The 25,139-nt window shown below is 56.9% G+C and carries 24 protein-coding genes and 1 other RNA gene; 8 read left to right on the top strand and 17 right to left on the bottom strand.

The genetic code is table 11. From position 1 onward, the window contains the following. Window positions 1-3 precede the first annotated feature (3 nt). The 4 genes from prfB to xerD all read right to left on the bottom strand — a co-directional run bounded on the left by prfB (window position 4) and on the right by xerD (window position 4,570). Window positions 4-1,102 (bottom strand): peptide chain release factor 2 gene (gene prfB / locus UTM25_RS13495; RefSeq protein WP_096151315.1). Its coding sequence is split into 2 segments (ribosomal slippage): window positions 4-1,026 and window positions 1,028-1,102, totalling 1,098 coding nucleotides; the frame shifts between segments, so codons are not numbered across the junction. A 90-nt stretch (window positions 1,103-1,192) separates the two neighbouring features. Continuing rightward, complete coding sequence (recJ, locus tag UTM25_RS13490; protein WP_194401864.1) at window positions 1,193-2,926, bottom strand: single-stranded-DNA-specific exonuclease RecJ; 1,734 nt, start codon at window positions 2,924-2,926, stop codon at window positions 1,193-1,195. 5 nt (window positions 2,927-2,931) lie between these two features. Further along, complete coding sequence (gene dsbC, locus UTM25_RS13485) at window positions 2,932-3,645, bottom strand: bifunctional protein-disulfide isomerase/oxidoreductase DsbC (protein WP_194401865.1); 714 nt, start codon at window positions 3,643-3,645, stop codon at window positions 2,932-2,934. A gap of 28 nt (window positions 3,646-3,673) precedes the next feature. Continuing rightward, window positions 3,674-4,570 (bottom strand): site-specific tyrosine recombinase XerD, encoded by an 897-nt coding sequence (xerD, locus tag UTM25_RS13480; protein WP_023309098.1) that lies wholly within the window; start codon window positions 4,568-4,570, stop codon window positions 3,674-3,676. Between the two features lie 101 nt (window positions 4,571-4,671). On the opposite strand from xerD, the gene fldB reads away from it, so the two are divergent. After that, entirely contained in the window at window positions 4,672-5,193 is a 522-nt protein-coding gene (fldB, locus tag UTM25_RS13475) for a flavodoxin FldB (RefSeq protein WP_023333304.1), read from the top strand. 6 nt (window positions 5,194-5,199) lie between these two features. Here the strand turns inward: fldB and UTM25_RS13470 are convergent, their stop codons facing one another. Both UTM25_RS13470 and sdhE read right to left on the bottom strand, forming a co-directional pair. Then, a complete protein-coding gene (locus UTM25_RS13470; RefSeq protein WP_023333305.1) occupies window positions 5,200-5,610 on the bottom strand; it encodes a protein YgfX in 411 nt (136 codons plus the stop codon). Next, entirely contained in the window at window positions 5,591-5,857 is a 267-nt protein-coding gene (sdhE, locus tag UTM25_RS13465; RefSeq protein ID WP_010435322.1) for an FAD assembly factor SdhE, read from the bottom strand. Before sdhE ends, UTM25_RS13470 begins: the two co-directional genes overlap by 20 nt. 294 nt (window positions 5,858-6,151) lie before the next feature. Here sdhE and ygfZ point away from each other — a divergent pair, with 294 nt between their 5' ends. After that, window positions 6,152-7,132, top strand: coding sequence for a tRNA-modifying protein YgfZ (gene ygfZ, locus UTM25_RS13460; protein WP_194401866.1), 981 nt, complete (start codon window positions 6,152-6,154; stop codon window positions 7,130-7,132). A gap of 84 nt (window positions 7,133-7,216) precedes the next feature. On the opposite strand, the gene trhA is transcribed toward ygfZ, so the two are convergent. Then, complete coding sequence (gene trhA / locus UTM25_RS13455) at window positions 7,217-7,876, bottom strand: PAQR family membrane homeostasis protein TrhA (RefSeq protein WP_023333307.1); 660 nt, start codon at window positions 7,874-7,876, stop codon at window positions 7,217-7,219. A gap of 265 nt (window positions 7,877-8,141) precedes the next feature. Here trhA and UTM25_RS13450 point away from each other — a divergent pair, with 265 nt between their 5' ends. Next, window positions 8,142-8,873, top strand: a complete 732-nt coding sequence (locus UTM25_RS13450) for a MurR/RpiR family transcriptional regulator (protein ID WP_194401894.1) — start codon at window positions 8,142-8,144, stop codon at window positions 8,871-8,873. A 116-nt stretch (window positions 8,874-8,989) separates the two neighbouring features. Continuing rightward, window positions 8,990-10,423: a 6-phospho-beta-glucosidase BglA gene (gene bglA / locus UTM25_RS13445; protein ID WP_045355607.1), complete on the top strand. Its 1,434-nt coding sequence runs from the start codon at window positions 8,990-8,992 to the stop codon at window positions 10,421-10,423. Window positions 10,424-10,482: 59 nt separating this feature from the next. Here bglA and UTM25_RS13440 read toward each other — a convergent pair whose 3' ends face one another. From UTM25_RS13440 to UTM25_RS13405, 8 genes are all read right to left on the bottom strand, one after another. Further along, the gene (locus tag UTM25_RS13440) at window positions 10,483-11,226 is read right to left on the bottom strand and encodes an SDR family oxidoreductase (protein ID WP_194401868.1); all 744 of its coding nucleotides are present in this window, start codon (window positions 11,224-11,226) and stop codon (window positions 10,483-10,485) included. A gap of 70 nt (window positions 11,227-11,296) precedes the next feature. Next, complete coding sequence (gene gcvP, locus UTM25_RS13435; RefSeq protein WP_194401869.1) at window positions 11,297-14,170, bottom strand: aminomethyl-transferring glycine dehydrogenase; 2,874 nt, start codon at window positions 14,168-14,170, stop codon at window positions 11,297-11,299. A 124-nt stretch (window positions 14,171-14,294) separates the two neighbouring features. Then, window positions 14,295-14,684, bottom strand: a complete 390-nt coding sequence (gcvH, locus tag UTM25_RS13430) for a glycine cleavage system protein GcvH (RefSeq protein WP_008499718.1) — start codon at window positions 14,682-14,684, stop codon at window positions 14,295-14,297. A gap of 23 nt (window positions 14,685-14,707) precedes the next feature. Beyond that, window positions 14,708-15,802: a glycine cleavage system aminomethyltransferase GcvT gene (gene gcvT / locus UTM25_RS13425; protein WP_029739208.1), complete on the bottom strand. Its 1,095-nt coding sequence runs from the start codon at window positions 15,800-15,802 to the stop codon at window positions 14,708-14,710. A gap of 397 nt (window positions 15,803-16,199) precedes the next feature. Then, window positions 16,200-17,402, bottom strand: a complete 1,203-nt coding sequence (ubiI, locus tag UTM25_RS13420) for an FAD-dependent 2-octaprenylphenol hydroxylase (RefSeq protein ID WP_194401870.1) — start codon at window positions 17,400-17,402, stop codon at window positions 16,200-16,202. A 12-nt stretch (window positions 17,403-17,414) separates the two neighbouring features. Beyond that, window positions 17,415-18,593 carry a 2-octaprenyl-6-methoxyphenyl hydroxylase gene (gene ubiH, locus UTM25_RS13415; RefSeq protein ID WP_194401871.1) on the bottom strand — a complete coding sequence of 393 codons (1,179 nt, stop codon included), beginning with the start codon at window positions 18,591-18,593 and terminating at the stop codon, window positions 17,415-17,417. Next, on the bottom strand, window positions 18,590-19,903 hold the full coding sequence (gene pepP / locus UTM25_RS13410) for a Xaa-Pro aminopeptidase (protein ID WP_194401895.1): 1,314 nt from the start codon (window positions 19,901-19,903) through the stop codon (window positions 18,590-18,592). The genes ubiH and pepP overlap by 4 nt, the downstream gene beginning before the upstream one ends. A 31-nt stretch (window positions 19,904-19,934) precedes the next feature. Beyond that, window positions 19,935-20,513 (bottom strand): YecA family protein, encoded by a 579-nt coding sequence (locus tag UTM25_RS13405; protein ID WP_023333316.1) that lies wholly within the window; start codon window positions 20,511-20,513, stop codon window positions 19,935-19,937. A gap of 168 nt (window positions 20,514-20,681) precedes the next feature. Here UTM25_RS13405 and zapA point away from each other — a divergent pair, with 168 nt between their 5' ends. From zapA to UTM25_RS13390, 3 genes are all read left to right on the top strand, one after another. Further along, a complete protein-coding gene (gene zapA / locus UTM25_RS13400) occupies window positions 20,682-21,011 on the top strand; it encodes a cell division protein ZapA (protein WP_006811891.1) in 330 nt (109 codons plus the stop codon). 41 nt (window positions 21,012-21,052) lie between these two features. Continuing rightward, window positions 21,053-21,236: non-coding RNA, 6S RNA (gene ssrS / locus UTM25_RS13395), on the top strand. A gap of 24 nt (window positions 21,237-21,260) precedes the next feature. After that, window positions 21,261-21,857 carry a 5-formyltetrahydrofolate cyclo-ligase gene (locus UTM25_RS13390; protein WP_194401872.1) on the top strand — a complete coding sequence of 199 codons (597 nt, stop codon included), beginning with the start codon at window positions 21,261-21,263 and terminating at the stop codon, window positions 21,855-21,857. A gap of 96 nt (window positions 21,858-21,953) precedes the next feature. Here UTM25_RS13390 and serA read toward each other — a convergent pair whose 3' ends face one another. Further along, the gene (serA, locus tag UTM25_RS13385) at window positions 21,954-23,186 is read right to left on the bottom strand and encodes a phosphoglycerate dehydrogenase (RefSeq protein WP_023333318.1); all 1,233 of its coding nucleotides are present in this window, start codon (window positions 23,184-23,186) and stop codon (window positions 21,954-21,956) included. A gap of 266 nt (window positions 23,187-23,452) precedes the next feature. Further along, window positions 23,453-24,112, bottom strand: a complete 660-nt coding sequence (gene rpiA / locus UTM25_RS13380) for a ribose-5-phosphate isomerase RpiA (protein ID WP_194401873.1) — start codon at window positions 24,110-24,112, stop codon at window positions 23,453-23,455. Between the two features lie 127 nt (window positions 24,113-24,239). On the opposite strand from rpiA, the gene argP reads away from it, so the two are divergent. Beyond that, window positions 24,240-25,133, top strand: a complete 894-nt coding sequence (argP, locus tag UTM25_RS13375; protein WP_008499727.1) for a DNA-binding transcriptional regulator ArgP — start codon at window positions 24,240-24,242, stop codon at window positions 25,131-25,133. The last annotated feature ends 6 nt before the right edge of the window (window positions 25,134-25,139 follow it).

Below are 25,139 nucleotides of genomic sequence, written 5' to 3'. Positions count from 1 at the left end.
TCCTCATAACCCTGCTTTCAAACTTGCTTCGATAAATTGGTCCAGGCTGCCGTCCAGCACCGCCTGCGTGTTGCGGGTTTCAACCCCGGTACGCAGGTCTTTGATGCGGGAGTCATCAAGGACGTAAGAACGGATCTGGCTGCCCCAACCGATGTCGGACTTGTTGTCTTCCATCGCCTGTTTCTCAGCATTTTTCTTCTGCATTTCCAGCTCATAAAGCTTCGCTTTCATCTGCTTCATGGCCTGGTCTTTGTTCTTATGCTGGGAACGGTCGTTCTGGCACTGTGTTACCAGCCCGGTTGGAATGTGGGTAATACGCACCGCCGATTCCGTACGGTTAACGTGCTGACCACCCGCGCCGGATGCGCGGTAAACGTCGATACGCAGGTCCGCCGGGTTAATTTCAATATCAATATCTTCATCAACTTCCGGGTAAACAAACGCGGAGCTGAAGGAGGTATGACGGCGGCCACCGGAATCGAACGGGCTCTTACGCACCAGGCGGTGCACGCCGGTTTCGGTACGCAGCCAGCCGTAGGCGTAATCGCCAATGATCTTGATGGTGACGGATTTCAGACCCGCAACTTCACCTTCAGACTCTTCGATAATTTCGGTTTTGAAGCCGCGCGCTTCTGCCCAACGCAGGTACATGCGCGTCAGCATGCTGGCCCAGTCCTGCGCTTCGGTGCCGCCAGAACCTGCCTGAATATCGAGATAGCAGTCGGCGCTGTCGTATTCGCCGGAGAACATACGGCGGAATTCCAGCTGCGCCAGCTTCTCTTCCAGCACGTCGAGTTCTGCTACGGCTTCGTTAAAGGTTTCTTCGTCGTCGGCTTCGACGGCCAGCTCCAGCAAACCGGAAACATCTTCCAGCCCCTGGGCCATTTGATCCAGCGTATCTACGATAGCTTCGAGAGAGGAACGCTCTTTACCCAGCGCCTGCGCGCGTTCAGGTTCGTTCCAGACGTCCGGCTGTTCCAGCTCGGCGTTTACTTCTTCAAGACGCTCTTTCTTGGCATCGTAGTCAAAGATACCCCCTAAGAACGTCAGAGCGCTCCGTGAGGTCCTGAATACGGTTTTTTACCGGATTAATTTCAAACATGGTCTGTTTTCTTTTATGGACTTGTCAAAATGCGGTGATAAGAGCGGGATTGTACCGAATCCACGCCCTTTTTTATAGAGATTACTGCCGCTAAATTGGCCAGATATTGTCGATGATGATCTGCAGGGTGCGGTTACCGCGAAACTCGTTGATGTCCAGTTTGTACGCCAGTTCGACCTCGCGCACGCCGTTGTCCGGCCAGATGGAGGTATCGACGTTGAAGGCAATGCCGTCCAGCAGCGGTCCACCGCCCACGGGCTCGACCATCACCTTCAGATGACGTTCGCCGACGATGCGCTGCTGCAGCAGGCGGAAACGCCCGTCGAACAGCGGTTCCGGGAACATCTGTCCCCACGGACCGGCATCGCGGAGCATTTGCGCCACGTCCATCGTCATCTCAAGCGGTGAGAGCTCACCATCGGACACCACTTCCCCCTGCAGCAGGGCCGGATCAATCCAGTCGGTGACCAGTTCACCAAACAGACGCTGAAACTCGTCGAATTTCGCCTCTTCCAGAGACAGGCCTGCCGCCATCGCATGGCCGCCGAACTTGATCATCAGACCCGGATACAGCGTATCGAGACGCTCCAGCGCATCGCGCATGTGCAGCCCCTGGATTGAGCGGCCAGAACCTTTCAGCGTGCCGTCACCCGCGGGGGCGAACGCGATCACCGGCCGGTGGAAACGTTCTTTAATACGCGACGCCAGAATGCCCACCACGCCCTGATGCCACTCGGGATGGTACATCGCCAGGCCGCCCGGCAGCGTATCGCCGCTGCGTTCAAGCTTTTCGCACAGGGTCAGCGCTTCGGCCTGCATCCCCTGCTCAATCTCTTTACGGGTCTGGTTCAGCGCGTCCAGCTCGTTGGCCAGCACGCGCGCTTCACCGATGTTGTCGCACAGCAGCAGCGCCACGCCGACGGACATATCGTCCAGCCTTCCGGCTGCGTTAAGACGCGGGCCGAGGGCAAAGCCCAGGTCGCTTGCCGCCAGCTTGAGCGGATCGCGGTTGGCAATCTCCAGCAGCGCCTTGATCCCCGGACGGCACTTGCCCGCCCGAATGCGGCTTAGGCCCTGCCAGGTCAAAATACGGTTATTAGTATCGAGCGGTACCACGTCCGCGACGGTGCCCAGCGCCACCAGATCGAGATATTCGGCAAGGTTCGGTACGGCAATGCCGCGAGAGTCGAACCAGCCCTTATCGCGCAGCAGGGTACGTAATGCCAGCATCAGATAAAACGCTACGCCCACGCCTGCGAGGGATTTCGATGGGAAATCGCAGTCGCGCAGGTTGGGGTTAATAATCGCTTCCGCATCCGGCAGCGTTTCGCCCGGCAGATGGTGATCGGTGACCAGCACCGGGATCCCCAAAGCGTGAGCATGATCGACGCCCGCATGGGAAGAGATCCCGTTATCGACGGTCATGATCATCTGCGCACCACGGGCGTGGGCCTGATCGACCACTTCCGGACTGAGGCCATAGCCGTCTTCAAAACGGTTCGGCACCAGATACGTGACGTTATCGCAGCCCAGCGCGCGCAGGCTGAGCACGCTCAGCGCGGTGCTGGTTGCGCCGTCGGCGTCGAAATCACCCACCACCACAATCCGCGTTCCCTCACGAAGCGCGTTGTAGAGCATTTCAGCGGCTTTTTCGATACCGCTCAGCTGCTGCCAGGGGAGCATCCCTTTCACGCTGCGTTCAAGATCCTCAGCGCTACGCACGCCGCGGCTGGCGTAGAGGCGCTTAAGCAGCGCCGGGAGATCGTCTGGTAAATCAACCGGTTCAACCGCCTCGCGGCGGCGCAATTTTATCGGGGCTTTCACGCGGATTATTTACCACCAAACTGTTTCTGGTGCGCGTCGAGGAACTCTTTCATCTCTTTCGGTCCCTGATAGCCCGGAACGACATAGCCGTTGCTCAGGACAATCGCAGGCGTACCGCTCACGCCAAACTGCACGCCGAGCGCGTAGTGGTTAGCAATATCAATGTCGCAGGAGGCCGGCTTAACGCCTTTGCCGTTCATCGCATCGTCAAACGCTTTGTTACGGTCTTTCGCACACCAGATCGCCTTCATGTCCTGCTCCGGCTGGCTCTGCACGCCCGCGCGCGGGAAGGCCAGGTAACGCACGGTGATGCCCAGCGCGTTGTAGTCTGTCATCTCTTCATGCAGCTTGTGACAGTAGCCGCAGGTGATGTCGGTGAAGACGGTAATGACGTGTTTTTCCTGCGCCGCTTTATAGACGATCATCTCTTTTTCGAGCGCGTTCAGGTTTTTCATCAGCAGCTGGTTGGTGACGTTCACCGGCTGCGCGCCGCTCACGTCGTACATTGGCCCCTGAATAATGTGCTTGCCGTCTTCGGTGACGTACAGCACGCCGCTGTTGGTCAGCACCGTTTTCATGCCGGCAACCGGTGCAGGCTGAATATCGCTACCGGTGACGCCAAGCTTAGCCAGCGACTGTTTGATGGCGGCGTCGTCCGCATGGGCGAAACCGGTAAATGAGGCTGCCAGCAGGGTGAACAGCGCGAAAGACTTTTTCATATGTGATCCTGTTACAATTCGTCGGCACTCACGCACGAGGGTGGTGCTGTTGGTGTAGCTGCCGCAGGCGTTCCGTCGCGACATGGGTGTAAATCTGCGTTGTGGAAAGATCGCTGTGCCCCAGCAGCATCTGCACCACGCGTAAATCAGCGCCGTGGTTTAACAGATGCGTCGCGAAGGCGTGACGCAATACGTGCGGCGAAAGCTTTTCACTGTCGATACCCGCCAGTGTGGCGTAATGCTTGATGCGATGCCAGAACGTTTGCCGCGTCATCTGCTGGGCGCGCTGGCTCGGAAACAGGACGTCGATAGACGTACCATTGAGCAGCCACGGACGACCGTGCTCCAGATACGTTTCCAGCCAGTAAACCGCCTCTTCACCCAGCGGAACCAGCCTTTCCTTGTTTCCTTTACCGATGACGCGCACCACGCCCTGACGCAGGCTGATGTCGCTCATCGTCAGGCCAACCAGTTCCGAAACGCGCAAGCCGGTAGCATACAATAGCTCAAGCATGGCTTTATCGCGTAACTCCAGCGGCAGGTCAACAGCCGGTGACTGTAATAATCTCTCAACTTGTGCTTCGCTGAGATCTTTCGGTAGCCGCTGCGGAAGCTTAGGGGATGCCAGCAGCGCGCTGGGATCGTCTTCACGAATCTTCTCACGGTAGAGATGCTGGAACAGCCGACGCATGGCGCTGAGCAAACGCGCGGAACTGGTGGCTTTATAGCCCCCTGCGATACGTTCCCCAAGCAGCGCCTGCAGGTCGTCACGTTGCGCACTCGCGAGGGATAACCCCCGGTGTGCAAGCCACTCCACCAGCATGGTAAGATCGCGACGGTAGGCGCTGAGGGTATTCTCGGCCAGATTTTTCTCCAGCCACAGCGCGTCGAGAAACTGTTCGATCAGTGCGAGATCCTTTTCCACATCAGCCCCTTTGATTCTGCAGTCAGGCCATTATGCCTGATTGCGACCGGTTTCTGGTACACTACGCGCAAAGTCAAAGCAAGAATTGAGATAGTTACGCGATGAATATTGGTCTGTTCTATGGTTCCAGCACCTGCTACACCGAAATGGCGGCAGAGAAAATTCGCGACATCATTGGCCCGGAACTGGTGACGTTGCATAACCTGAAAGATGACGCGCTTACGCTGATGGAGCAGTATGACGTGCTGATCCTCGGCATCCCGACATGGGATTTCGGCGAGATACAGGAAGACTGGGAAGCTATCTGGGACCAGCTCGATACGCTCAACCTCGACGGCAAAATCATTGCCATGTACGGCATGGGGGATCAGCTGGGTTACGGGGAATGGTTCCTGGACGCGCTAGGCATGCTGCATGACAAGCTGGCGCCGAAAGGCGTGTCGTTTATCGGCTACTGGCCAACCGAAGGTTACGAGTTCACCAGTAAAAAACCGATTATCGCCGACGGCGAGCTGTTTGTTGGACTCGCGCTGGATGAAACCAACCAGTACGATCTCAGCGATGAGCGCCTGCAAAGCTGGTGCGAGCAGATTCTGGGCGAAATGGCAGAAAAGTTTAGCTAACGCGCGTTACTCCTGCGTCGTCTGTTGCAACAGCATCCGGCGCAGGTCCCGCCACTCGGCAGCATCCATACTGTCAGCCGCCAGCCACAGATGCTGGCAACGCCCACCGTCCACCTTGCGTAACCGCAACATCATGCCGGAGTTAAGCATCCAGGGCATACCGAGAATCTCCCACTCTTTTCCCTGCCAGCGCAGGCGGGAATCCATCAGTAATTTAATCTCTCCCTGACGGGCATTAATGCGACGCTGGCTGCGTACGCTGTCAAAAACGACAAACGACAGTAACAGCAGCCACAGCGGCGTATAGCTCAGCGGCCACGGCATCAGTAACACAAAGGCCGCAACCAGGCCGTGGAGCAATAAAGACATCCACTGCGAGCGCCACGAGACGCGAAGATCAGATTGCCACAGGACCACGTTCCCGATTCCGTGTTTGAATTAATTGCACCATCCGTTGCAACTCGGTGTCGGCGGGTTTGCCGTGGTTCATCAGCCAGTTGAATAAATCCGGATCGTCAGACTCAAGCAGGCGAACAAACAGACGCTTATCATCATCGCTTAAGCTGTCATACTCATATTCGAAGAAAGGCATGATGGAAATATCAAGTTCACGCATGCCGCGACGGCACGCCCAGTGAATACGGGCCTTGTTGTTAATATCCATGTTCAGTTTCCTGCATTACGTTTGGCACAGTCGGTACCCCGTTCAATGTTCTTTATTTCTCTACGGGGACACCAGCTAGTGTAACGTGTTTTTGACCGTTTCATTACTGGAATATTGCGATCGCCGAGCAGGCTTCCAGAATAATCCATACAAAGACAGCGGATTACATTATTTTGCGTAGCGCTACGCATAACCGGTTTATGGCACAAATGGTCTGTTGAAAGCGCTTGCATTGCCTGCAGGCTCTTTTACCATTAGGCATTATCAAAGCGTTAAGCAATTCAGGATATCGTTATGGCCTTTACACCATTTTCTCCTCGCCAGCCCGCCGCCTCTGCGCGTCTGCCGCTGACGCTTATTTCTCTTGATGACTGGGCGCTGGCAACGCTCACCGGTGCCGACGCCGAAAAATATCTGCAGGGCCAGGTGACCGCCGACGTCAGCCAGATGACCGAACATCAGCACCTGCTGGCCGCGCATTGCGACCCAAAAGGCAAAATGTGGAGCAACCTGCGTATCTTCCGCCGTCAGGACGGCTTTGCCTTTATTGAGCGCCGCAGCCTGCAAGAGGCCCAGCTCAAAGAGCTGAAGAAGTACGCGGTCTTTTCCAAAGTCACTATCACCCCGGATGACGAACATGTCCTGCTGGGTGTGGCCGGTTTCCAGGCGCGTGCGGCGCTGAAAAATCTCTTCAACGAACTGCCGGATGCAGAAAAGCAGGTGGTCAGTGAAGGCGCGACCTCAATCCTGTGGTTTGAACACCCGGCGGAGCGTTTCCTGTTAGTCACGGATGCGGCAACGGCCGAACGCGTAACCGAAGCGCTGCGCGGCGAAGCGCAGCTCAACAACAGTCAGCAGTGGCTGGCGCTGAACATCGAAGCGGGTCTGCCGGTGATTGACGCCGCAAACAGCGCGCAGTTTATTCCTCAGGCAACCAACCTGCAGGCGCTGGGGGGGATCAGCTTTAAAAAGGGCTGTTACACCGGCCAGGAGATGGTGGCGCGTGCAAAATTCCGCGGCGCAAACAAACGTGCGCTGTGGACGCTGGTGGGCCATGCCAGCCGTGTACCTGAAGCGGGTGAGGACTTAGAGCTGAAGATGGGTGATAACTGGCGCCGCACCGGCACCGTGTTAGCCGCCGTACAGCTGGATGATGGACGTCTTTTGGTTCAGGCCGTCATGAACAACGACATGGAAGCCGACAGCGTGTTCCGCGTGCGTGACGATGCGAATACGTTGAGTATTGAGCCGCTGCCGTACTCTCTGGAAGAGTGATGCCGTATCGCCCGGTGGCGCTGCGCTTACCGGGCCTACTTATCCCGTAGGTCGGGTAAGGCGAAGCCGCCACCCGACAAAAAACTACACCTGCCCCACATACAAATAAATCGCCAAAAAGTGGCAAACGCTGCCGCCCAGCACAAAGCCGTGCCAGATGGCATGGTTGTACGGGATGCGCTTGCAGACGTAGAAAATCACGCCGAGCGAATACACCACGCCGCCTAAGGCCAGAAGCGTTACCCCTCCTACCGACAGTTTGACTGCGAGTTGATACACCACAATCAGCGACAGCCAGCCCATGGTCAGATAGGTGACCAGTGACAGCACCTTAAACCGGTGCGCTATGGTCAGCTTAAACAGGATCCCCAGCAGTGCCAGGCTCCAGATAACAATCATCAGGCCACGCGACAGCGGTGAGTTGAGCCCCACCAGCAGAAACGGCGTATAGGTACCTGCAATTAGAAGATAGATAGCGCAGTGGTCAAATTTCTTAAGCCACGTCTTGGCCCGCTGATGCGGGATGGCGTGATACAGCGTCGACGCCAGGAACAGCAGGATCATGCTCCCGCCATACAGGCTGTAGCTGGTAATGGCCATCGCGCTGGCATTGGCGTCCACCGCCTGCACCAGCAATAACACTAAACCGACAATCCCAAACACCAGGCCAATGCCGTGGCTGATGCTGTTGGCTACTTCCTCAGCCAGCGAATATCCCTGCGCGATTAATGGTCTGCTCACCATACAAAACTCCGGGAAAACAAAAGATGATTATTCATCGCATTACTATGCTAACTGAGAATGATTCCAGTGAACACATGTTAGCTAAAAAAAATTCATTTCAAAATTTATACCTAAAAATCATAGATATAAATAAATCTTTCACCTAACAATTGTTCACATAAAAATTTAATCATTATGAATCAAGAGCATAAAAATGGATCCTGGCGTCTGGGTGCATGTTATGATGTGACGATGAGGTCAGAATGAGAGTTATGCCATTGTGAGTATGTTCACCCACTCCGCCATTGCCAGTCTCAATAATCTGGAGATGATGGTCTACAACTATGTCATAAAAAATCGTGACAAAGTCATGTATATGACCATCCGCGAGCTGGCGGATGCGGCGGGCGTCTCAACCACCACTATCCTGCGCTTTTGCCGCAAGCTTAACTGCGATGGATACTCGGAGTTTCGCGTGCGCTTTAAGCTTTATCTTGAACAGAACGAGCCCCAGCAGGCGAACTTCGGTGCCAGCGAAATTATCAGCTTTTTTAAAAGCGTGAATAATGAAGAGTTCGACGCGTTATTAGATAATGCGGTAGATATTATTTTATCGTCCGAGCGAATTATATTTGTCGGTGCCGGAACATCGGGTTCGCTGGCAAAATATGGCGCACGCTTCTTTTCTAATATCGGGAAATTCAGTAATCATATTGATGATCCTTATTTCCCGGTTACCAATGATATGGCGAAAAATGCGCTGGCGATTGTGCTTTCCGTCTCGGGCGAGACCGAGGAGATCCTGCGCTTCGCCAGCCAGTTCAGCCTGCATCACTGCAAGGTGCTCTCAATAACCAGCCACGAGCACTCGCGTCTCGCAAAACTGGCGGACTTTAATCTCTCCTGGCATATTCCTCAGACGCGTATTGCAGGCGTCTACGACATCACCACGCAAATTCCCGTCATTTATATTCTGGAGTCTCTCGGACGTAAACTGGCGAAGAAACTCACAGAATAAAACACCCTGTTTTTTTGATGTGACAAATCACATTTACTGTGAATTGTTATATCGTGACATTCAATTTCGCTTTGCTAGACTCGATGCCAATAAGCCATTTATTGAGAAGAGCAGCGATGAAAAAATTAACCTTACCAAAAGATTTTTTATGGGGCGGCGCGGTTGCCGCTCACCAGGTTGAAGGCGGCTGGAACAAAGGCGGCAAAGGGCCAAGCATTTGTGACGTATTGACCGGCGGCGCGCACGGCGTCCCGCGCGAAATCACCCAGGAAGTAGTGCCGGGTAAATACTATCCAAACCACGAGGCCATCGACTTCCACGGCCACTATAAAGAAGACATCAAGCTGTTTGCCGAGATGGGTTTCAAGTGCTTCCGCACCTCTATCGCCTGGACGCGCATCTTCCCGAAAGGTGACGAAACGCAGCCAAACGAAGAGGGGCTGAAGTTCTACGACGACATGTTCGACGAGCTGCTGAAATATAACATCGAACCGGTAATCACCCTCTCCCACTTCGAAATGCCGCTGCACCTGGTGCAGGAGTACGGTAGCTGGACCAACCGTAAAGTGGTCGATTTCTTCGTGCGCTTCGCGGAAGTGGTTTTTGAGCGCTACAAAAACAAGGTCAAATACTGGATGACCTTCAACGAAATCAATAACCAGCGTAACTGGCGCGCGCCGCTGTTCGGTTACTGCTGCTCGGGCGTGGTCTATACCGAACACGACAATCCGGAAGAGACCATGTACCAGGTCCTGCACCACCAGTTTGTGGCCAGCGCCCTGGCGGTGAAAGCCGCGCGCCGCATCAACCCTGAGATGAAAGTTGGCTGCATGCTGGCCATGGTGGCGCTCTATCCGTTCTCCTGCAAACCGGAAGACGTGATGTTCGCCCAGGAATCCATGCGCGAGCGTTATGTCTTTACCGACGTCCAGCTGCGCGGATACTACCCGTCCTACGTGCTGAACGAGTGGGAGCGCCGCGGCTTCTCCATAAAAATGGAGGCAGGCGACGAGCAGATCCTGCGTGAAGGTACCTGCGACTACTTAGGTTTCAGCTACTACATGACCAACGCGGTGAAAGCGGAAGGCGGGACCGGCGATGCGATTTCCGGTTTCGAAGGCAGCGTGCCGAATCCGCACGTGAAAGCATCCGACTGGGGCTGGCAGATCGATCCGGTAGGCCTGCGTTATTCCCTGTGCGAACTGTACGAGCGTTATCAGAAGCCGCTGTTTATCGTGGAAAACGGGTTCGGCGCCTACGATAAGGTGGAAGAAGACGGCAGCATCAACGACGACTATCGCATCGACTACCTGCGTGCCCACGTGGAAGAGATGATCAAAGCCGTGACGCACGACGGCGTGGATCTGATGGGCTATACGCCATGGGGCTGCATCGACTGCGTGTCGTTCACCACCGGCCAGTACAGCAAGCGCTACGGATTTATCTACGTGAATAAACACGACGACGGTACGGGCGACATGTCGCGTTCGCGCAAGAAAAGCTTCGAGTGGTATAAGGGCGTAATTGCCAGCAACGGCGAGAAACTGTAGCGCCGGGCGGCGCTACGCTTGATCCCCTCTCCCTTTGGGAGAGGGTTAGGGTGAGGGGTCTACTTCCCGCCCGCTAGCTCAATAAAACTGCCCGTTACGTACGACGCCTTCTCGCTCAGCAGCCAGACAATCGCCTGCGCCACCTCTTCCGGCTGGCCGCCGCGCTGCATCGGCAGCAACGATTTCACGCGATCCACTCGCCCCGGCTCTCCGCCGGACGCATGAATATCGGTATAAATCAGACCCGGACGTACGCAGTTGACGCGAATGCCCTGCGCCGCAACCTCCAGAGCTAAACCGGTTGTCAGAGAATCCACTGCGCCCTTCGACGCGGCATAATCCACATATTCACCCGGCGCGCCCAGGCGCGACGCGGCGGAAGAGACGTTCACTATCGCCCCGCCCTTGCCGCCATGCCTGAAGGACATGCGTTTTACCGCTTCCCGGCAGCAGAGAAAGTAGCCCGTGACGTTGGTCGCGAGGACGCGGTTAATGCGCTCAGCGGAGAGGTTCTCGATAGTGGATTGCTCAAACAGAATCCCCGCATTATTGACCAGCGCACGAAGCGGCTCGCCTTCACGATCGAGGCTGTCAAACATCGCCAGCACCTGGGCTTCATCACTGATATCTGCGCGGACGGCAAAGGCTTTACCGCCCGCTTCAACGATCTGGTTGATCACGTCCGTCGCGGCTTTAATGTTGTGATGATAGTTCACCGCCACGGTGTAGCCTTCGCGCGCCAGCTGCAGCGCGGTGGCTTTCCCAATGCCCCGGCTGGCGCCGGTGACCAGTGCTATTGCCATTTTCTTCTCCCAATAAAAAAGCCGGGTGGCGGCTTCGCCTTACCCGGCCTACGTTACTACATCAGCAATATTACTGGTATTCGCTCATCGGCACGCAGGAGCAGAACAGGTTACGGTCGCCGTAGACGTCATCAAGACGCTTCACGGTCGGCCAGTATTTGTTTGCCACGCCTGCCGGGAAGACGGCCAGCTCGCGGGAATAACCGTGGTTCCACTCGGAGACCATCTCATGCTGGGTATGCGGAGCGTTGACCAGCGGGTTATCTTCCAGCGTCCACTCGCCGTCCTGCACGCGGTCGATCTCCATGCGGATCGCCAGCATTGCGTCGATAAAGCGGTCCAGCTCGGCCTTGCTTTCAGACTCGGTCGGCTCAACCATCAGCGTACCCGCAACCGGGAACGACATGGTTGGCGCGTGGAAGCCGTAGTCGATCAGACGCTTGGCAATATCCAGCTCGCTGATGCCCGTTGCTTCTTTCAGAGGACGAATATCGAGGATACACTCGTGCGCCACGCGACCGTCGCGGCCGGTATAGAGCACCGGGAAGGCGGACTTCAGGCGCGTCGCAATATAGTTGGCGTTCAGAATCGCTACCTGGCTCGCCTGCTTCAGCCCTTCCGCGCCCATCATGCGAATATACATCCAGCTGATTGGCAGGATAGAGGCGCTGCCGAACGGTGCCGCAGAGACCGCGCCCTGACGGGTCAGCATGCCTTCAATCTGCACAACGCTGTGGCCTGGGACAAACGGTGCCAGGTGCGCTTTCACGCCGATTGGGCCCATGCCCGGGCCGCCACCGCCGTGCGGGATGCAGAAGGTTTTGTGCAGGTTCAGGTGCGACACGTCCGCGCCGATAAAGCCCGGAGAGGTAATGCCCACCTGGGCGTTCATGTTCGCGCCGTCGAGGTAAACCTGACCGCCGAACTGGTGCACCACTTCGCACACTTCACGGATAGTCTCTTCGTACACGCCGTGGGTAGACGGGTAGGTCACCATGATGCAGGAGAGCTTGTCGCCCGCCTGCTCGGCTTTCGCGCGCAGGTCGGCCAGATCGATGTTGCCATTTTTATCGCACGCAACTACCACCACTTCCATGCCCGCCATCTGGGCAGAGGCCGGGTTGGTACCGTGGGCAGAGCTTGGGATCAGGCAGATATCGCGGTGACCTTCGTTGCGGCTTTCGTGATAGTGACGGATCGCCAGCAGGCCCGCGTATTCGCCCTGCGCGCCAGAGTTCGGCTGCATGCAGAGCGCGTCATAACCGGTCAGCTTCACCAGCCAGTCGGAAAGCTGGTTGATCATCATATGATAACCTTCCGCCTGCTCTGGCGGGCAGAACGGGTGCAGCTCGGAGAATTCAGGCCAGGTGATCGGGATCATCTCTGCCGCGGCGTTCAGCTTCATGGTGCAGGAGCCCAGCGGGATCATCGCCTGGTTCAGCGCCAGATCCTTGCGCTCCAGAGAGTGCATATAGCGCATCATCTCGGTTTCACTGTGATAGCGATTAAAGACCGGATGCGTCAGGATCGCATCGTTACGCAGCATGCTTTCCTGAATAGAGCGGCTGTCGAGCGCGACCTCTTTGTCGAGCGCATCAATGTCCAGACCGTGCGCGTCACCCAGCAACACGCTGAACAGGTTCAGGATATCGTCGCGGGTGGTGCTTTCATCCAGCGTAATACCGACGGCGTTGTGGATGTCGCTGCGCAGGTTGATCTCTGCCGCATTCGCGCGCGCCAGCACGGCCGCTTTGTCCGCCACTTCCACACACAGGGTGTCGAAGTAGTGAGCGTGGCGCAGCTTAAGGCCTTTCTGCTGCAGACCGCAGGCCAGAATATCGGCCAGACGGTGAATGCGGCTTGCAATGCGCTTCAGGCCAGCCGGGCCGTGGAACACGGCGTAGAGGCTGGCGATGTTTGCCAGCAGCACCTGCGAGGTACAGATGTTGGAGTTCGCTTTCTCGCGGCGGATGTGCTGCTCGCGGGTCTGCATCGCCATGCGCAGCGCGGTGTTACCGGCAGCATCTTTTGAGACGCCGATAATACGGCCTGGCATAGAGCGTTTGAATTCATCTTTCGCGCCGAAGAACGCCGCGTGCGGGCCGCCGTAGCCCATCGGCACGCCGAAGCGTTGCGCAGAACCGAATACGATATCTGCGCCCTGTTTACCCGGCGCCGTCAGCAGCACCAGCGCCATAAAGTCGGCGGCAACGCTGACAACCACTTTGCGGGATTTCAACTCGGCAATCAGCGCGCCGTAGTCGTGTACTTCGCCCGTTGTCCCTACCTGCTGCAGCAGCACGCCAAAGACGTCCTGGTGATCCAGCACTTTGTCGGCGTCGTCGACGATCACGTCAAAACCGAAGGTTTCCGCGCGGGTGCGCACCACGTCCAGCGTCTGAGGATGCACGTCCGCCGCCACGAAGAAGCGGTTGGCATTTTTCAGCTTACTCACGCGCTTGGCCATCGCCATCGCTTCGGCGGCGGCGGTCGCTTCATCCAGCAGCGAGGCGGAGGCGATATCCATACCGGTCAGATCCAGCGTCACCTGCTGGAAGTTCAGCAGCGCTTCCAGACGGCCCTGAGAGACTTCCGGCTGATACGGAGTGTAAGCGGTGTACCAGCCCGGGTTTTCCAGCATGTTGCGCAGGATAACCGGCGGCAACTGCACGTTGGTGTAGCCCATGCCAATGTAAGACTTATAGCGCTTGTTCAGGCCTGCGATAGCCTTCAGCTCCGCCAGCGCGGCGAATTCCGTGGTTGCTTCCCCCACCTGAGGCGGCGTGGCAAGCTGGATGTCTTTTGGCACAATCTGGCCGATCAGTGCGTTTAATGAATCCGCGCCAACTGTCTTCAGCATCTCCTGCTGTTGCTGAGCATCCGGCCCAATGTGACGTTCAATGAAGGCGCCACGGTTTTCAAGCTGGCTTAAAGTCTGTGTCATGAGCGATGGTTCCTGAAACGTGCAGTGAATTTAAGTTCCCTCTCCCTCTGGGAGAGGGTTAGGGTGAGGGGAAGATGGGCACCCTCGCCCCTGCCCTCTCCCGAAAGGAGAGGGGGATAAACGATTACTCGTCTTCTAACAGTGCTTCGTACGCGGTCGCATCCAGCAGCGCGGCAACCTGAGATTCGTCGCTGGCTTTGATCTTGAAGATCCAGCCGCCTTCATAAGGCTCGCTGTTCACCAGCTCTGGCGAATCGCTCAGCGCGTCGTTGACGGCAACGATTTCGCCGCTTACTGGAGCGTAGATATCAGAAGCCGCTTTTACGGACTCCGCCACGGCGCAGTCGTCGCCCGCGCTAACGGTCGTGCCCACGTCAGGCAGATCAACAAACACCATGTCGCCCAGCAGCTCTTGCGCGTGCTCGGTGATCCCTACGGTGTAAGTGCCGTCCGCCTCTTTGCGCAGCCACTCGTGTTCTTTGCTGTATTTCAGTTCTGCTGGCACATTGCTCATTGAAGTTCTCCTGATAAAAATGATTAGGCGACCGGCTTACCGGCGCGAACAAAAATCGGTTTGGTCACGTTGACCGGCATTTCGCGGTTGCGGATTTGTACCACCGCCGTTTCGCCAATGCCCGCCGGCACGCGTGCCAGTGCAATACTGTAGCCCAACGTCGGGGAGAAGGTACCGCTGGTGATCACGCCTTCGCGAGGATTGCCGTCGGCATCGGTGAAGCGCACCGGCAGTTCACCGCGCAGCACGCCCTTCTCGGTCATCACCAGACCCACCAGCTGTTCAGTGCCCTTCTCGCGCTGCATCTCCAGCGCTTCACGGCCAATAAAGTCACGGTCAGCCGGTTCCCATGCAATGGTCCAGCCCATATTGGCGGCCAGCGGAGAGACGCCTTCATCCATCTCCTGACCGTAGAGGTTCATCCCCGCTTCCAGACGCAGCGTATCGCGCGCGCCCAGACCCGCAGGCTTCACGCCCGCTTCCACCAGCGCGCGCCAGAAATCAGCGGCCTTCTCGTTCGGCATGGCAATTTCGTAGCCCGCTTCACCGGTGTAGCCGGTGGTGGCGATAAACAGATCGCCCGCCTGCACGCCGAAGAACGGCTTCATGCCTTCGGTTGCTTTACGCTGCTCGTCGTTAAACAGAGACGCGGCTTTTGCCTGCGCGTTCGGCCCCTGTACGGCGATCAGCGACAGATCGTCACGGACGGTGATGTCGATGGCATAAGGTTCGGCGTGTTGGGTGATCCAGGAGAGGTCTTTTTCGCGGGTGGCGGAGTTGACAACGAGGCGGAAGAAATCTTCAGTGAAGTAGTAGACGATAAGGTCATCAATCACGCCGCCCGAGGCATTCAGCATGCCGGTGTAGAGCGCTTTACCCGGCGTTTTCAGTTTGGCGACGTCGTTTGCCAGCAGATAACGCAAAAACTCCCGGGTGCGGCTACCGCGCAGATCGACAATCGTCATGTGAGACACGTCGAACATACCGGCATCGGTGCGCACCGCGTGGTGCTCATCAATCTGCGAGCCGTAGTGCAGCGGCATCATCCAGCCATGGAAGTCCACCATGCGGGCGCCGCATAACACGTGTTGTTCGTACAAAGGAGTCTGTTGAGCCATCTTGTCCTCGTTGAAAAATTCACCGTGAAACCCGGTGTCGGCCCCGTTACCTGGCGCCGACGCAAACGTTCTCTTTTACCCGAACTTACCACCGAAACCGGCGGTTAACCATAAGGCAAAATGGGTCATCACATTAGCTTATGACCAAAAAACGCTAAAAAGCCTACAGAGTTATTCACTGTAAAAATGCGATTAACCCCGCACAAAATTAACAATGATCTAACAGGATTTAGCACATGGTGATATTTCGTGCGGAAAAACGGGCCGAATTTCCGTAACGACAAAAACACGACATTAGATTATCTAATGCGAAAAATGAGGTGAAATTAGAATATTTCAAACGAGGGAATTTCCCCGGCGCAGAGGCCGGGAAAATAAAGTGTGACGGGGGTCTAAATTAACGTAGCCAGTCCGGCAGGTCGTTAAGACCCATCGCCTGACGGAGGAGTTGAGGTTTAACACCCGGAAGGGTGTCAGCAAGCTTGAGGCCAATGTCGCGCAGCAGTTTTTTTGCCGGATTCGCCCCGGCAAACAGCTCGCGGAAGCCCTGCATGCCCGCCAGCATCATCGCCGCACTGTGCTTGCGGCTGCGCTCGTAGCGACGCAGGTAGAGATGCTGGCCGATATCTTTGCCTTCGCGATGCAGGCGACGCAGTTCCTCAACCAGCTCAGCCGCGTCCATAAAGCCAAGGTTAACGCCCTGCCCGGCCAGCGGATGAATGGTATGCGCCGCATCACCGACCAGCGCCAGACGGTGTGCCGCAAACTGACGCGCGTAGCGGCCGGTTAACGGGAACACCTGCCGCTCGCTTTCAAGGGCGCATAAGCCAAGGCGGTTATCAAACGCCATGCACAGCGCCTGGTTAAAGGCGTCCGGCGTCGCCTCCTGCATCAGCTGGGCTTTTTGAGGCACCAGGGACCAGACAATCGAGCACAGGTGCGGATCGGCAAGCGGCAGGAACGCCAGAATGCCGTCGTTGTGGAAAATCTGCCGCGCCACGCCGCCGTGCGGTTCCTCTGTTCGGATCGTTGCCACCAGAGCATGATGACGATAGTCCCAGAAGGTCAGCGGGATATCGGCCTTGTTGCGCAGCCAGGAGTTAGCACCGTCGGCACCGACCACCAGACGCGCGGTCAGCATGTCGCCGCTTTGTAAGGTGATAAACGCCTCGTTTTCACCCCACGCCACCTGCTGGACCTGCGCAGGCGCAACCAGGGTCACGTCACTGCACTGCTGTGCTTTCTGCCACAGCGCGTGGTGGATCACCGCGTTTTCGATGATATGACCCAGATGGCTATAGCCCATGCTTTCATCATCAAAAGCAATATGACCAAAGCTGTCTTTATCCCACACTTCCATGCCGTGATAGCAGCTGGCGCGCTGCGCCACAATATCTGCCCAGACGCCAAGGTGCGTCAGCAATTTCTCGCTGGCGGCATTGATCGCCGAGACGCGGAGTTCCGGCGGGGCATCTGGCGCAACGGGCTGAGGCTGCTTTTGCTCCAGCACCGCCACGCGCAGGCCGCTACCCTGTAAACCGCAGGCCAGCGCCAGTCCGACCATACCGCCGCCAACGATGGCGACATCAACATTTTGCACGGTGATAACTCCTTAACGCGCGACCCAACCAAGAGTCCGCTGCGCCAGCACGTCACGTGCCGGAATGAATAATTCCATCGCCATCAGCCCGAGGTTGCGACCTGCAACCAGCGGCGCCCAGCGATTGGCAAAGAGATGGACCAGGCCGTCGGTAACGCCAATCGTCGCCTCTTTATCGGCCTGACGTCGCTTCTGGTAATGGCTTAGCACCGAATAAGCGCCGCAATCTTTTTGCTCACTCCATGCCAGTGCCAGCGATTCCGCCAGGCTCATGACATCACGCAGGCCAAGGTTGAACCCCTGCCCAGCGATGGGGTGCAGCGTCTGCGCGGCATTACCGACAAGCGCCAGACGATGGGAGATAGACTGAGAGGCAGCGGTCAGCGAAAGCGGGTAGACCGCACGTTTCCCCGCATGGGTAATACGCCCCAGCCGCCAGCCAAAGGCTTTCTGCAGCTCGGTACAAAAACGTTCGTCTGACCAGGCTTTAACCTCTTCGGCCTTATCCTGAGGGTGACACCAGACCAGGGAACAGCGCCCGTCCGACATCGGCAGCATCGCCAGCGGGCCATGCTGCGTAAAGCGTTCAAACGCCCTGCCGCGGTGTTCAGCTGCGGTAGAGACGTTGGCAATGACCGCAACCTGCCCGTAAGGCTGCTGACGCCACTCCACGCCACACTGGGCGCCGAGCGATGAGCGCGAGCCGTCCGCGGCGACCAGAAGCTGGCCTTCAAGCACGATGCCGTTTTCCAGCGTTACGCTGACCGACGCCTCACTGCGGCTCACGCCGGCCACGCGCGCCGGACAATGCAGCGTGACGCCCGGCGCATCCTGGAGCAGGCGGAACAGACGCAATCCGACGTCGTGCAGCTCAACAACCTGACCCAGCGCGTCAATGCGGTAATCCTGCGCGTCCAGCGTGACAAAGCCAGCATGGCCGCGATCGCTTACGTGAACGGTTTTAATTGCCGTCGCGCAATCGGCGATGGCCTGCCAGATGCCAATGCGGGACAGCTGCTGACAGGTACCCTGCGCCAGGGCAATGGCGCGGGAATCAAAACCGGGATGATTCTTTGCCTGCGGCGCGACGGCTTCCACCAGGTGCACCGCAAGCTGCCCCTTCGTCAAATGCGAAATGGCCAGCGCCAGCGTGGCCCCGGTCATGCCGCCGCCAACGATAATCACGCTCATGCGCGTGCCGCTGCCATCAGCGCCTCGATATCGTCAGCGTTTTTCACGACGCTCGCGGTCAGGTTTTCGTTACCGGTTTCGGTAATGACGATGTCATCTTCAATACGAATGCCAATCCCGCGGTACTCTTCAGGCACGTCGGCATCCGGCGCGATATACAGGCCTGGCTCCACGGTTAACACCATGCCCGGCTCCAGCACGCGCGAACGGTCCGTGCCGTACGCGCCAACGTCATGTACATCCAGCCCCAGCCAGTGGCTCAGGCCGTGCATGAAATACGGTCGATGCGCATTTTCAGCGATCAGGATGTCGACCTCTCCTTTCAGGATCCCGAGCCTGACCAGGCCGGTAATCATGATGCGCACCACTGCGCCGGTCACTTCCTGCATGGAGGTACCGGGACGATACAGCCTGAGCGCCGTCTCAAGCGACTCGAGAACGATGTCGTAAATGGCGCGCTGTGCCGGTGAGAATTTACCGTTCACCGGGAAAGTACGAGTGATGTCCCCCGCGTAGCCTTGGTATTCGCAACCGGCGTCAATCAGCACCAGATCGCCGTCGCGCAGCGCGCTTTCGTTTTCGGTGTAGTGCAGAATGCAGCCGTTTTCTCCGCCGCCAACAATAGTGTTGTAGGAGGGATAACGCGCGCCGTGGCGGTTAAATTCGTGATGAATTTCGCCTTCCAGCTGGTATTCGAACATCCCGGGACGGCACTTTTCCATGGCGCGGGTGTGCGCCAGGGCGCTGATTTCGCCCGCACGACGCATCAAATTTAGTTCTTCTTCTGACTTGAACAGGCGCATCTCATGCACCACCGGACGCCAGTCCGTCAGCGTGGCCGGCGCGGACAGATTCTGGCGCGAGCCTTTGCGCAGCTTATCCAGCGCGGTGAAAACAATCTCATCGGCGTAGGCATATTCGCCCTGCGCGTGATAGAGCACGTCGAGGCCGTTAAGCAGCTGATAGAGCTGCTGGTTGATTTCGCTAAACGCCAGCGCGCGGTCAACGCCCAGCTTCGCCGGTGCGGCCTCCTGGCCTAAGCGGCGGCCAAACCAGATTTCGGCTGTCAGATCGCGCACGCGGTTGAAAATCACGCTGTGGTTGTGGGTGTCATTGCTCTTAATCAGCACCAGCACCGCTTCCGGCTCGTTAAAGCCGGTGAAGTACCAGAAATCGCTGCTCTGGCGATAGGGATATTCGCTGTCGGCGCTGCGCGTGACTTCGGGCGCAGCAAAAATCAGCGCGGCGCTGCCCGGCTGCATTGTTGCCAGCAGCGCCTGACGGCGGCGCGAATACTCTTGACTCGAGATAACCATGACACCCTCCTGTGCGTTATTTTTCTTAATGTAAGGTTGGCTTGCGGACTTCCGGCGCGGTCGGCTGTGAGCGCGTGAAGTTGTCGTGGCACAGCAGAGCCGCCACGCGCACGTACTCGATAATCTCTTCAAGAGACATTTCCAGCTCTTCCTGGTCTTCGTCTTCATCGTAGCCGAGCTGGGCAATGTTACGCAGGTCGTCGATCGCCTCACCCGCTTCGCCGGTCACTTTATCCAGTTTAGGCTGCGTCACGCCCAGCCCCAGCAGATAGTGGTTTACCCAGCCGGCCAGCGCATCGGCGCGATCGAACACGCTGACGTCGTCGCCTTCAGGCAGATAAAGCTGAAAAAGGAAGCCATCGTCTTCCAGCGAATCGCTGGTTGCGGCGTGCATTTTACGCAGCGCTTCCGCCAGCTCGTGACCAAACGCCAGCCCTTCATTCGTGAGGTCGTGGATCAGCGGCTGCCATGAGCTGTCGCTGTTTCCGCCGCACAGCATGCCACTGATCAGACCGTGCATTTCGGCAGGGGTTAAACCGATTCCCTGCTGGTTCAGTAACTGGTTTAAATCCTTGTAACCAGGCATTTCGTTCTGTATAGACATGAGCATTCGTCATCAAAGGGGGGAAGTTTCATGATATGCTACCACTTTGGACCCTGGTGATACCAGAAAAGGGCTTGTATCTTCACATCAGGGTAGCTATAGTGTCGCCCCTTCGCAGCCCCCGGGGCAGTAAGCGAAGGCAGCGCAGTCAATCAGCAGGAAGGTGGCATGTCTGCACAACCCGTCGATCTCCAGATTTTTGGCCGTTCACTGCGAGTGAATTGTCCGCCTGAACAAAGGGATGCTTTGAATCAGGCAGCGGACGATTTGAATCAGCGGTTGCAAGATCTAAAAGAACGCACTAGAGTCACAAATACTGAGCAGCTGGTTTTCATCGCCGCGTTGAACATCAGCTATGAACTGACTCAGGAAAAAGCGAAGACCCGCGACTACGCGGCAAGCATGGAGCAGCGCATTAAAATGCTCCAGCAGACCATAGAACAGGCATTGCTTGATCAAGGTCGCAATCCCGAAAGACCGGGACCAAAGTTTGAATAACACTTCTCAGTTGACTATGGTAGAGTAACTGAGAAGACAAAATTTCTCTGAGATGTTCGCAAGCGGGCCAGTCCCCTGAGCCGATATTTCATACCACAAGAATGTGGCGCTCCATGGTTGGTGAGCATGCTCGGTCCGTCCGAGAAGCCTTAAAACTATGACGACACATTCACCTTGAACCAAGGGTTCAAGGGTTACAGCCTGCGGCGGCATCTCGGAGATTCCCTCTCTTTTCTTCTACCGACTACCATGACCCAACTCCCTGAAGTTTCTGCTTCACGCCAGGACATCCGTCAGTTAATTCGTCAGCGCCGCCGTGCGTTAACAGCCGATCAGCAAGCGCATTTTGCCCAGCAGGCTGCCGCCCGTATGATGGCGTATCCCCCTGTCGTGATGGCGCACACCGTTGCGCTGTTTCTGTCATTTGATGGAGAGCTGGATACCCAACCGCTGATAGAACAGCTCTGGCGCGCCGGGAAGAAGGTCTATCTGCCGGTGCTGCACCCGTTCAGCGAAGGTAATTTGCTGTTTCTGCACTACCACCCGCACAGCGAACTGGTGGTGAATCGCCTTAAAATCACCGAACCGAAACTCGATGTGCGCGACGTGCTCCCGCTGTCACAGCTGGATGTATTGATTACACCGCTGGTGGCGTTTGATGAACAGGGCCAGCGTTTAGGGATGGGCGGCGGTTTTTATGACCGGACGCTGCAAAACTGGCAGCAGTACGGGTTGCAGCCGGTGGGCTATGCGCATGATTGTCAGGGCGTGGAGGCGTTGCCGGTGGAGAAATGGGATGTGCCGTTGCCGGCAGTGGTGACGCCCAGCAAAATCTGGGTCTGGTAGAATAAAGCCGGGTGGCGCTTACGCTTACCCGGCCTACAAATGCTCAGCGTAGGTCGGGTAAGGCGCAGCCGCCACCCGACACCACAAACCGCACTATCAGTACAGCAGACGCGCGCGAATTGTCCCCTGAATCGCCTTCATGCTCTGCAGCGCTTTCTCGGCCACATCGTCATCCGCTTCGATATCAATAACCACGTAGCCCATCTGCGAGTTCGTCTGCAGATACTGCGCGGCAATGTTGACGCCCTGCTCGGCAAAGATCTGGTTGATCGCGGTCAGCACGCCTGGACGGTTTTCGTGGATGTGCAGCAGACGACGACCACCGTGCAGCGGCAGAGACACTTCCGGGAAGTTCACGGCAGAGAGCGTTGAACCGTTGTCGGAATATTTGCTCAGCTTACCCGCCACTTCCAGACCGATATTCTCCTGCGCTTCCTGGGTAGAGCCGCCGATGTGCGGCGTCAGGATCACGTTGTCGAACTCGCACAGCGGAGAGGTAAACGGATCGCTGTTGGTCGCAGGCTCCGTCGGGAAGACGTCGATGGCCGCGCCCGCCAGGTGCTTACGCTTCAGCGCATCCGCCAGGGCCGGGATATCGACAACCGTGCCGCGCGCGGCGTTAATCAGCAGTGAGCCCGGCTTCATCAGCGCCAGCTCTTCCGCGCCCATCATGTTTTTGGTGGACGCATTTTCCGGCACGTGCAAGCTCACCACGTCGCTCATGTTCAGCAGGTCAGACAGGTGTTGAACCTGGGTCGCATTGCCCAGCGGCAGCTTGCTTTCGATATCGTAGAAAAACACGTGCATGCCCAGGGATTCCGCCAGAATACCGAGCTGCGTACCGATGTGGCCGTAGCCGATAATCCCCAGCTTTTTACCACGCGCTTCGAAAGAGCCGGACGCCAGCTTGTTCCACACGCCGCGGTGCGCCTTGGCGTTCGCTTCTGGAATGCCGCGCAGCAGCAGCAGCAGTTCGCCGATCACCAGCTCCGCTACGGAACGGGTGTTGGAGAACGGGGCGTTGAAAACGGGAATACCGCGTTTGGCGGCAGCATTCAGGTCAACCTGGTTGGTACCGATGCAGAAGCAGCCGATAGCCACCAGCTTTTCCGCCGCGGCAATAACCTCTTCAGTCAGGTGAGTACGGGATCGCAGGCCAATGAAGTGGGCATCACGGATGGACGCTTTCAGCTCTTCGGTATCGAGCGCGCCTTTGTGAAATTCGATGTTGGTGTAACCTGCCGCACGAAGGCTATCGATTGCTTTTTGATGCACGCCCTCGACCAGCAGGAATTTAATCTTGTCTTTCTCCAGTGATACCTTTGCCATTTACCCGACCCTGTTTTTGTCTGAACTGATGTTGTGCTGGATATGAATCCGCTGTAGCCAACATATCAAAAAAAACTATTGCAGCAATATGAACGTTTGCGTCGGCACTCTGAAGAAAAGTCATACAGAGCAAAATGTCAGAGGAAAATGCTATGGAAATTTACAAACGCGGCAGGATCGGCAAAAGAGGCGGGAAAATGTGACACAAGTCACCGAATTTAGCTTTTCAAAAATTTTTTAGCGGGGGGAGGACTCCCCCCGTCAGATCATTTTACGATGGTTTTCACGCCGTCAGCGGTGCCAATCAGCGCCACATCCGCGCCACGGTTGGCGAATAGCCCTACGGTCACTACGCCTGGGATAGCGTTGATGGCATTTTCCAGCGCAATCGCGTCGAGGATTTCCAGACCGTGAACGTCGAGGATCACGTTACCGTTATCGGTGACTACGCCCTGACGATATTCCGGACGACCGCCCAGCTTCACCAGCTGACGGGCAACCGCGCTACGGGCCATTGGGATCACTTCGACCGGCAGCGGGAAATTACCCAGAATGTCGACCTGCTTGGAGGCGTCCGCGATGCAGATAAAGTTGTCCGCAACGGAGGCGATGATCTTCTCGCGCGTCAGCGCCGCGCCGCCGCCTTTGATCATCTGCATGTGGCCGTTGATCTCATCCGCGCCATCAACGTAAATCCCCAGACGATCCACTTCGTTGAGATCGAAAACGGTAATGCCGAGGCTTTTCAGCTTTTCCGTGGAAGCATCAGAGCTGGAAACCGCGCCCTCGATTTGCCCCTTCATCGTGCCCAGTGCATCGATAAAGTGTGCCGCGGTTGATCCCGTACCGACACCGACAATGGTACCCGGCTGCACGTACTGGAGAGCGGCCCATCCTACTGCTTTTTTCAGTTCATCCTGCGTCATGATCGTTTTGCCTGTGGTGTGAAAACTCAGGGCGCATTATAGAACACGTCGAATGGAATTCGTCTGCCACGAAGGGAAAATTGTGTCATAGTGCAGAATAAGCAAAATTAAGGAGCCAGCCAGAGCAATGAAACGTCCGGACTACAGAACACTACAGGCACTTGATGCAGTTATTCGTGAACGCGGTTTTGAGCGCGCGGCGCAAAAGCTTTGCATCACCCAGTCCGCCGTATCACAGCGTATCAAACAGCTTGAAAACATGTTCGGCCAGCCGCTGCTGGTGCGCACCGTGCCGCCACGTCCAACCGAGCAAGGGCAAAAGCTTCTCGCCCTGCTGCGCCAGGTTGAACTGCTGGAAGATGAGTGGCTGGGTGACGAACAAACGGGCTCTACGCCGCTGCTGCTCTCTCTGGCGGTCAACGCCGACAGTCTCGCAACCTGGCTGCTGCCGGCCCTTGCTCCGGTATTAGCGGATTCCCCTATCCGCCTGAATTTACAGGTTGAGGATGAAACCCGTACCCAGGAACGCCTGCGTCGCGGTGAAGTGGTTGGGGCAGTCAGTATCCAGCCTCAGGCCTTGCCAAGCTGTCTTGTCGATCAACTGGGCGCGCTGGACTACCTGTTTGTGGGTTCAAAAGCCTTTGCCGAGCGCTACTTCCCGAACGGCGTCACCCGCGCCGCGCTGCTGAAAGCCCCTGCCGTGGCGTTCGACCATCTGGACGATATGCATCAGGCGTTCCTGCAGCAAAACTTCGATCTGCCGCCGGGCAGCGTACCGTGCCATATCGTCAACTCGTCTGAAGCCTTTGTGCAGCTTGCGCGTCAGGGCACCACCTGCTGCATGATCCCGCATCTGCAGATTGAGAAAGAGTTGAAAAGCGGTGAGCTGATTGACCTGACGCCGGGGCTGTATCAGCGCCGGATGCTCTACTGGCACCGTTTTGCGCCGGAAAGCCGCATGATGCGCAACGTCACCGACGCGCTGTTGGCGTACGGGCACAAGGTATTGAGACAGGATTAATCGCTT

The organism is Enterobacter sp. 61D5 (genome assembly GCF_034107965.1).
Lineage (GTDB): Bacteria > Pseudomonadota > Gammaproteobacteria > Enterobacterales > Enterobacteriaceae > Enterobacter > Enterobacter cloacae_M.
The sequence above is the reverse complement of the archived record's forward strand: the minus strand, read 5'-3'. Positions and strand labels throughout refer to the sequence as shown.

Excerpts from the sequence above, each read along its gene's own strand:
- dsbC (WP_194401865.1), bottom strand. The coding sequence starts at position 3,645 with ATGAAAAAGTCTTTCGCGCTGTTCACCCTGCTGGCAGCCTCATTTACC.
- fldB (WP_023333304.1), top strand. The coding sequence starts at position 4,672 with ATGAATATTGGTCTGTTCTATGGTTCCAGCACCTGCTACACCGAAATG.
- sdhE (WP_010435322.1), bottom strand. The coding sequence starts at position 5,857 with ATGGATATTAACAACAAGGCCCGTATTCACTGGGCGTGCCGTCGCGGC.
- ygfZ (WP_194401866.1), top strand. The coding sequence starts at position 6,152 with ATGGCCTTTACACCATTTTCTCCTCGCCAGCCCGCCGCCTCTGCGCGT.
- trhA (WP_023333307.1), bottom strand. The coding sequence starts at position 7,876 with ATGGTGAGCAGACCATTAATCGCGCAGGGATATTCGCTGGCTGAGGAA.
- UTM25_RS13450 (WP_194401894.1), top strand. The coding sequence starts at position 8,142 with ATGTTCACCCACTCCGCCATTGCCAGTCTCAATAATCTGGAGATGATG.
- bglA (WP_045355607.1), top strand. The coding sequence starts at position 8,990 with ATGAAAAAATTAACCTTACCAAAAGATTTTTTATGGGGCGGCGCGGTT.
- UTM25_RS13440 (WP_194401868.1), bottom strand. The coding sequence starts at position 11,226 with ATGGCAATAGCACTGGTCACCGGCGCCAGCCGGGGCATTGGGAAAGCC.
- gcvP (WP_194401869.1), bottom strand. The coding sequence starts at position 14,170 with ATGACACAGACTTTAAGCCAGCTTGAAAACCGTGGCGCCTTCATTGAA.
- gcvH (WP_008499718.1), bottom strand. The coding sequence starts at position 14,684 with ATGAGCAATGTGCCAGCAGAACTGAAATACAGCAAAGAACACGAGTGG.
- gcvT (WP_029739208.1), bottom strand. The coding sequence starts at position 15,802 with ATGGCTCAACAGACTCCTTTGTACGAACAACACGTGTTATGCGGCGCC.
- ubiH (WP_194401871.1), bottom strand. The coding sequence starts at position 18,593 with ATGAGCGTGATTATCGTTGGCGGCGGCATGACCGGGGCCACGCTGGCG.
- UTM25_RS13405 (WP_023333316.1), bottom strand. The coding sequence starts at position 20,513 with ATGTCTATACAGAACGAAATGCCTGGTTACAAGGATTTAAACCAGTTA.
- zapA (WP_006811891.1), top strand. The coding sequence starts at position 20,682 with ATGTCTGCACAACCCGTCGATCTCCAGATTTTTGGCCGTTCACTGCGA.
- UTM25_RS13390 (WP_194401872.1), top strand. The coding sequence starts at position 21,261 with ATGACCCAACTCCCTGAAGTTTCTGCTTCACGCCAGGACATCCGTCAG.
- serA (WP_023333318.1), bottom strand. The coding sequence starts at position 23,186 with ATGGCAAAGGTATCACTGGAGAAAGACAAGATTAAATTCCTGCTGGTC.
- rpiA (WP_194401873.1), bottom strand. The coding sequence starts at position 24,112 with ATGACGCAGGATGAACTGAAAAAAGCAGTAGGATGGGCCGCTCTCCAG.
- argP (WP_008499727.1), top strand. The coding sequence starts at position 24,240 with ATGAAACGTCCGGACTACAGAACACTACAGGCACTTGATGCAGTTATT.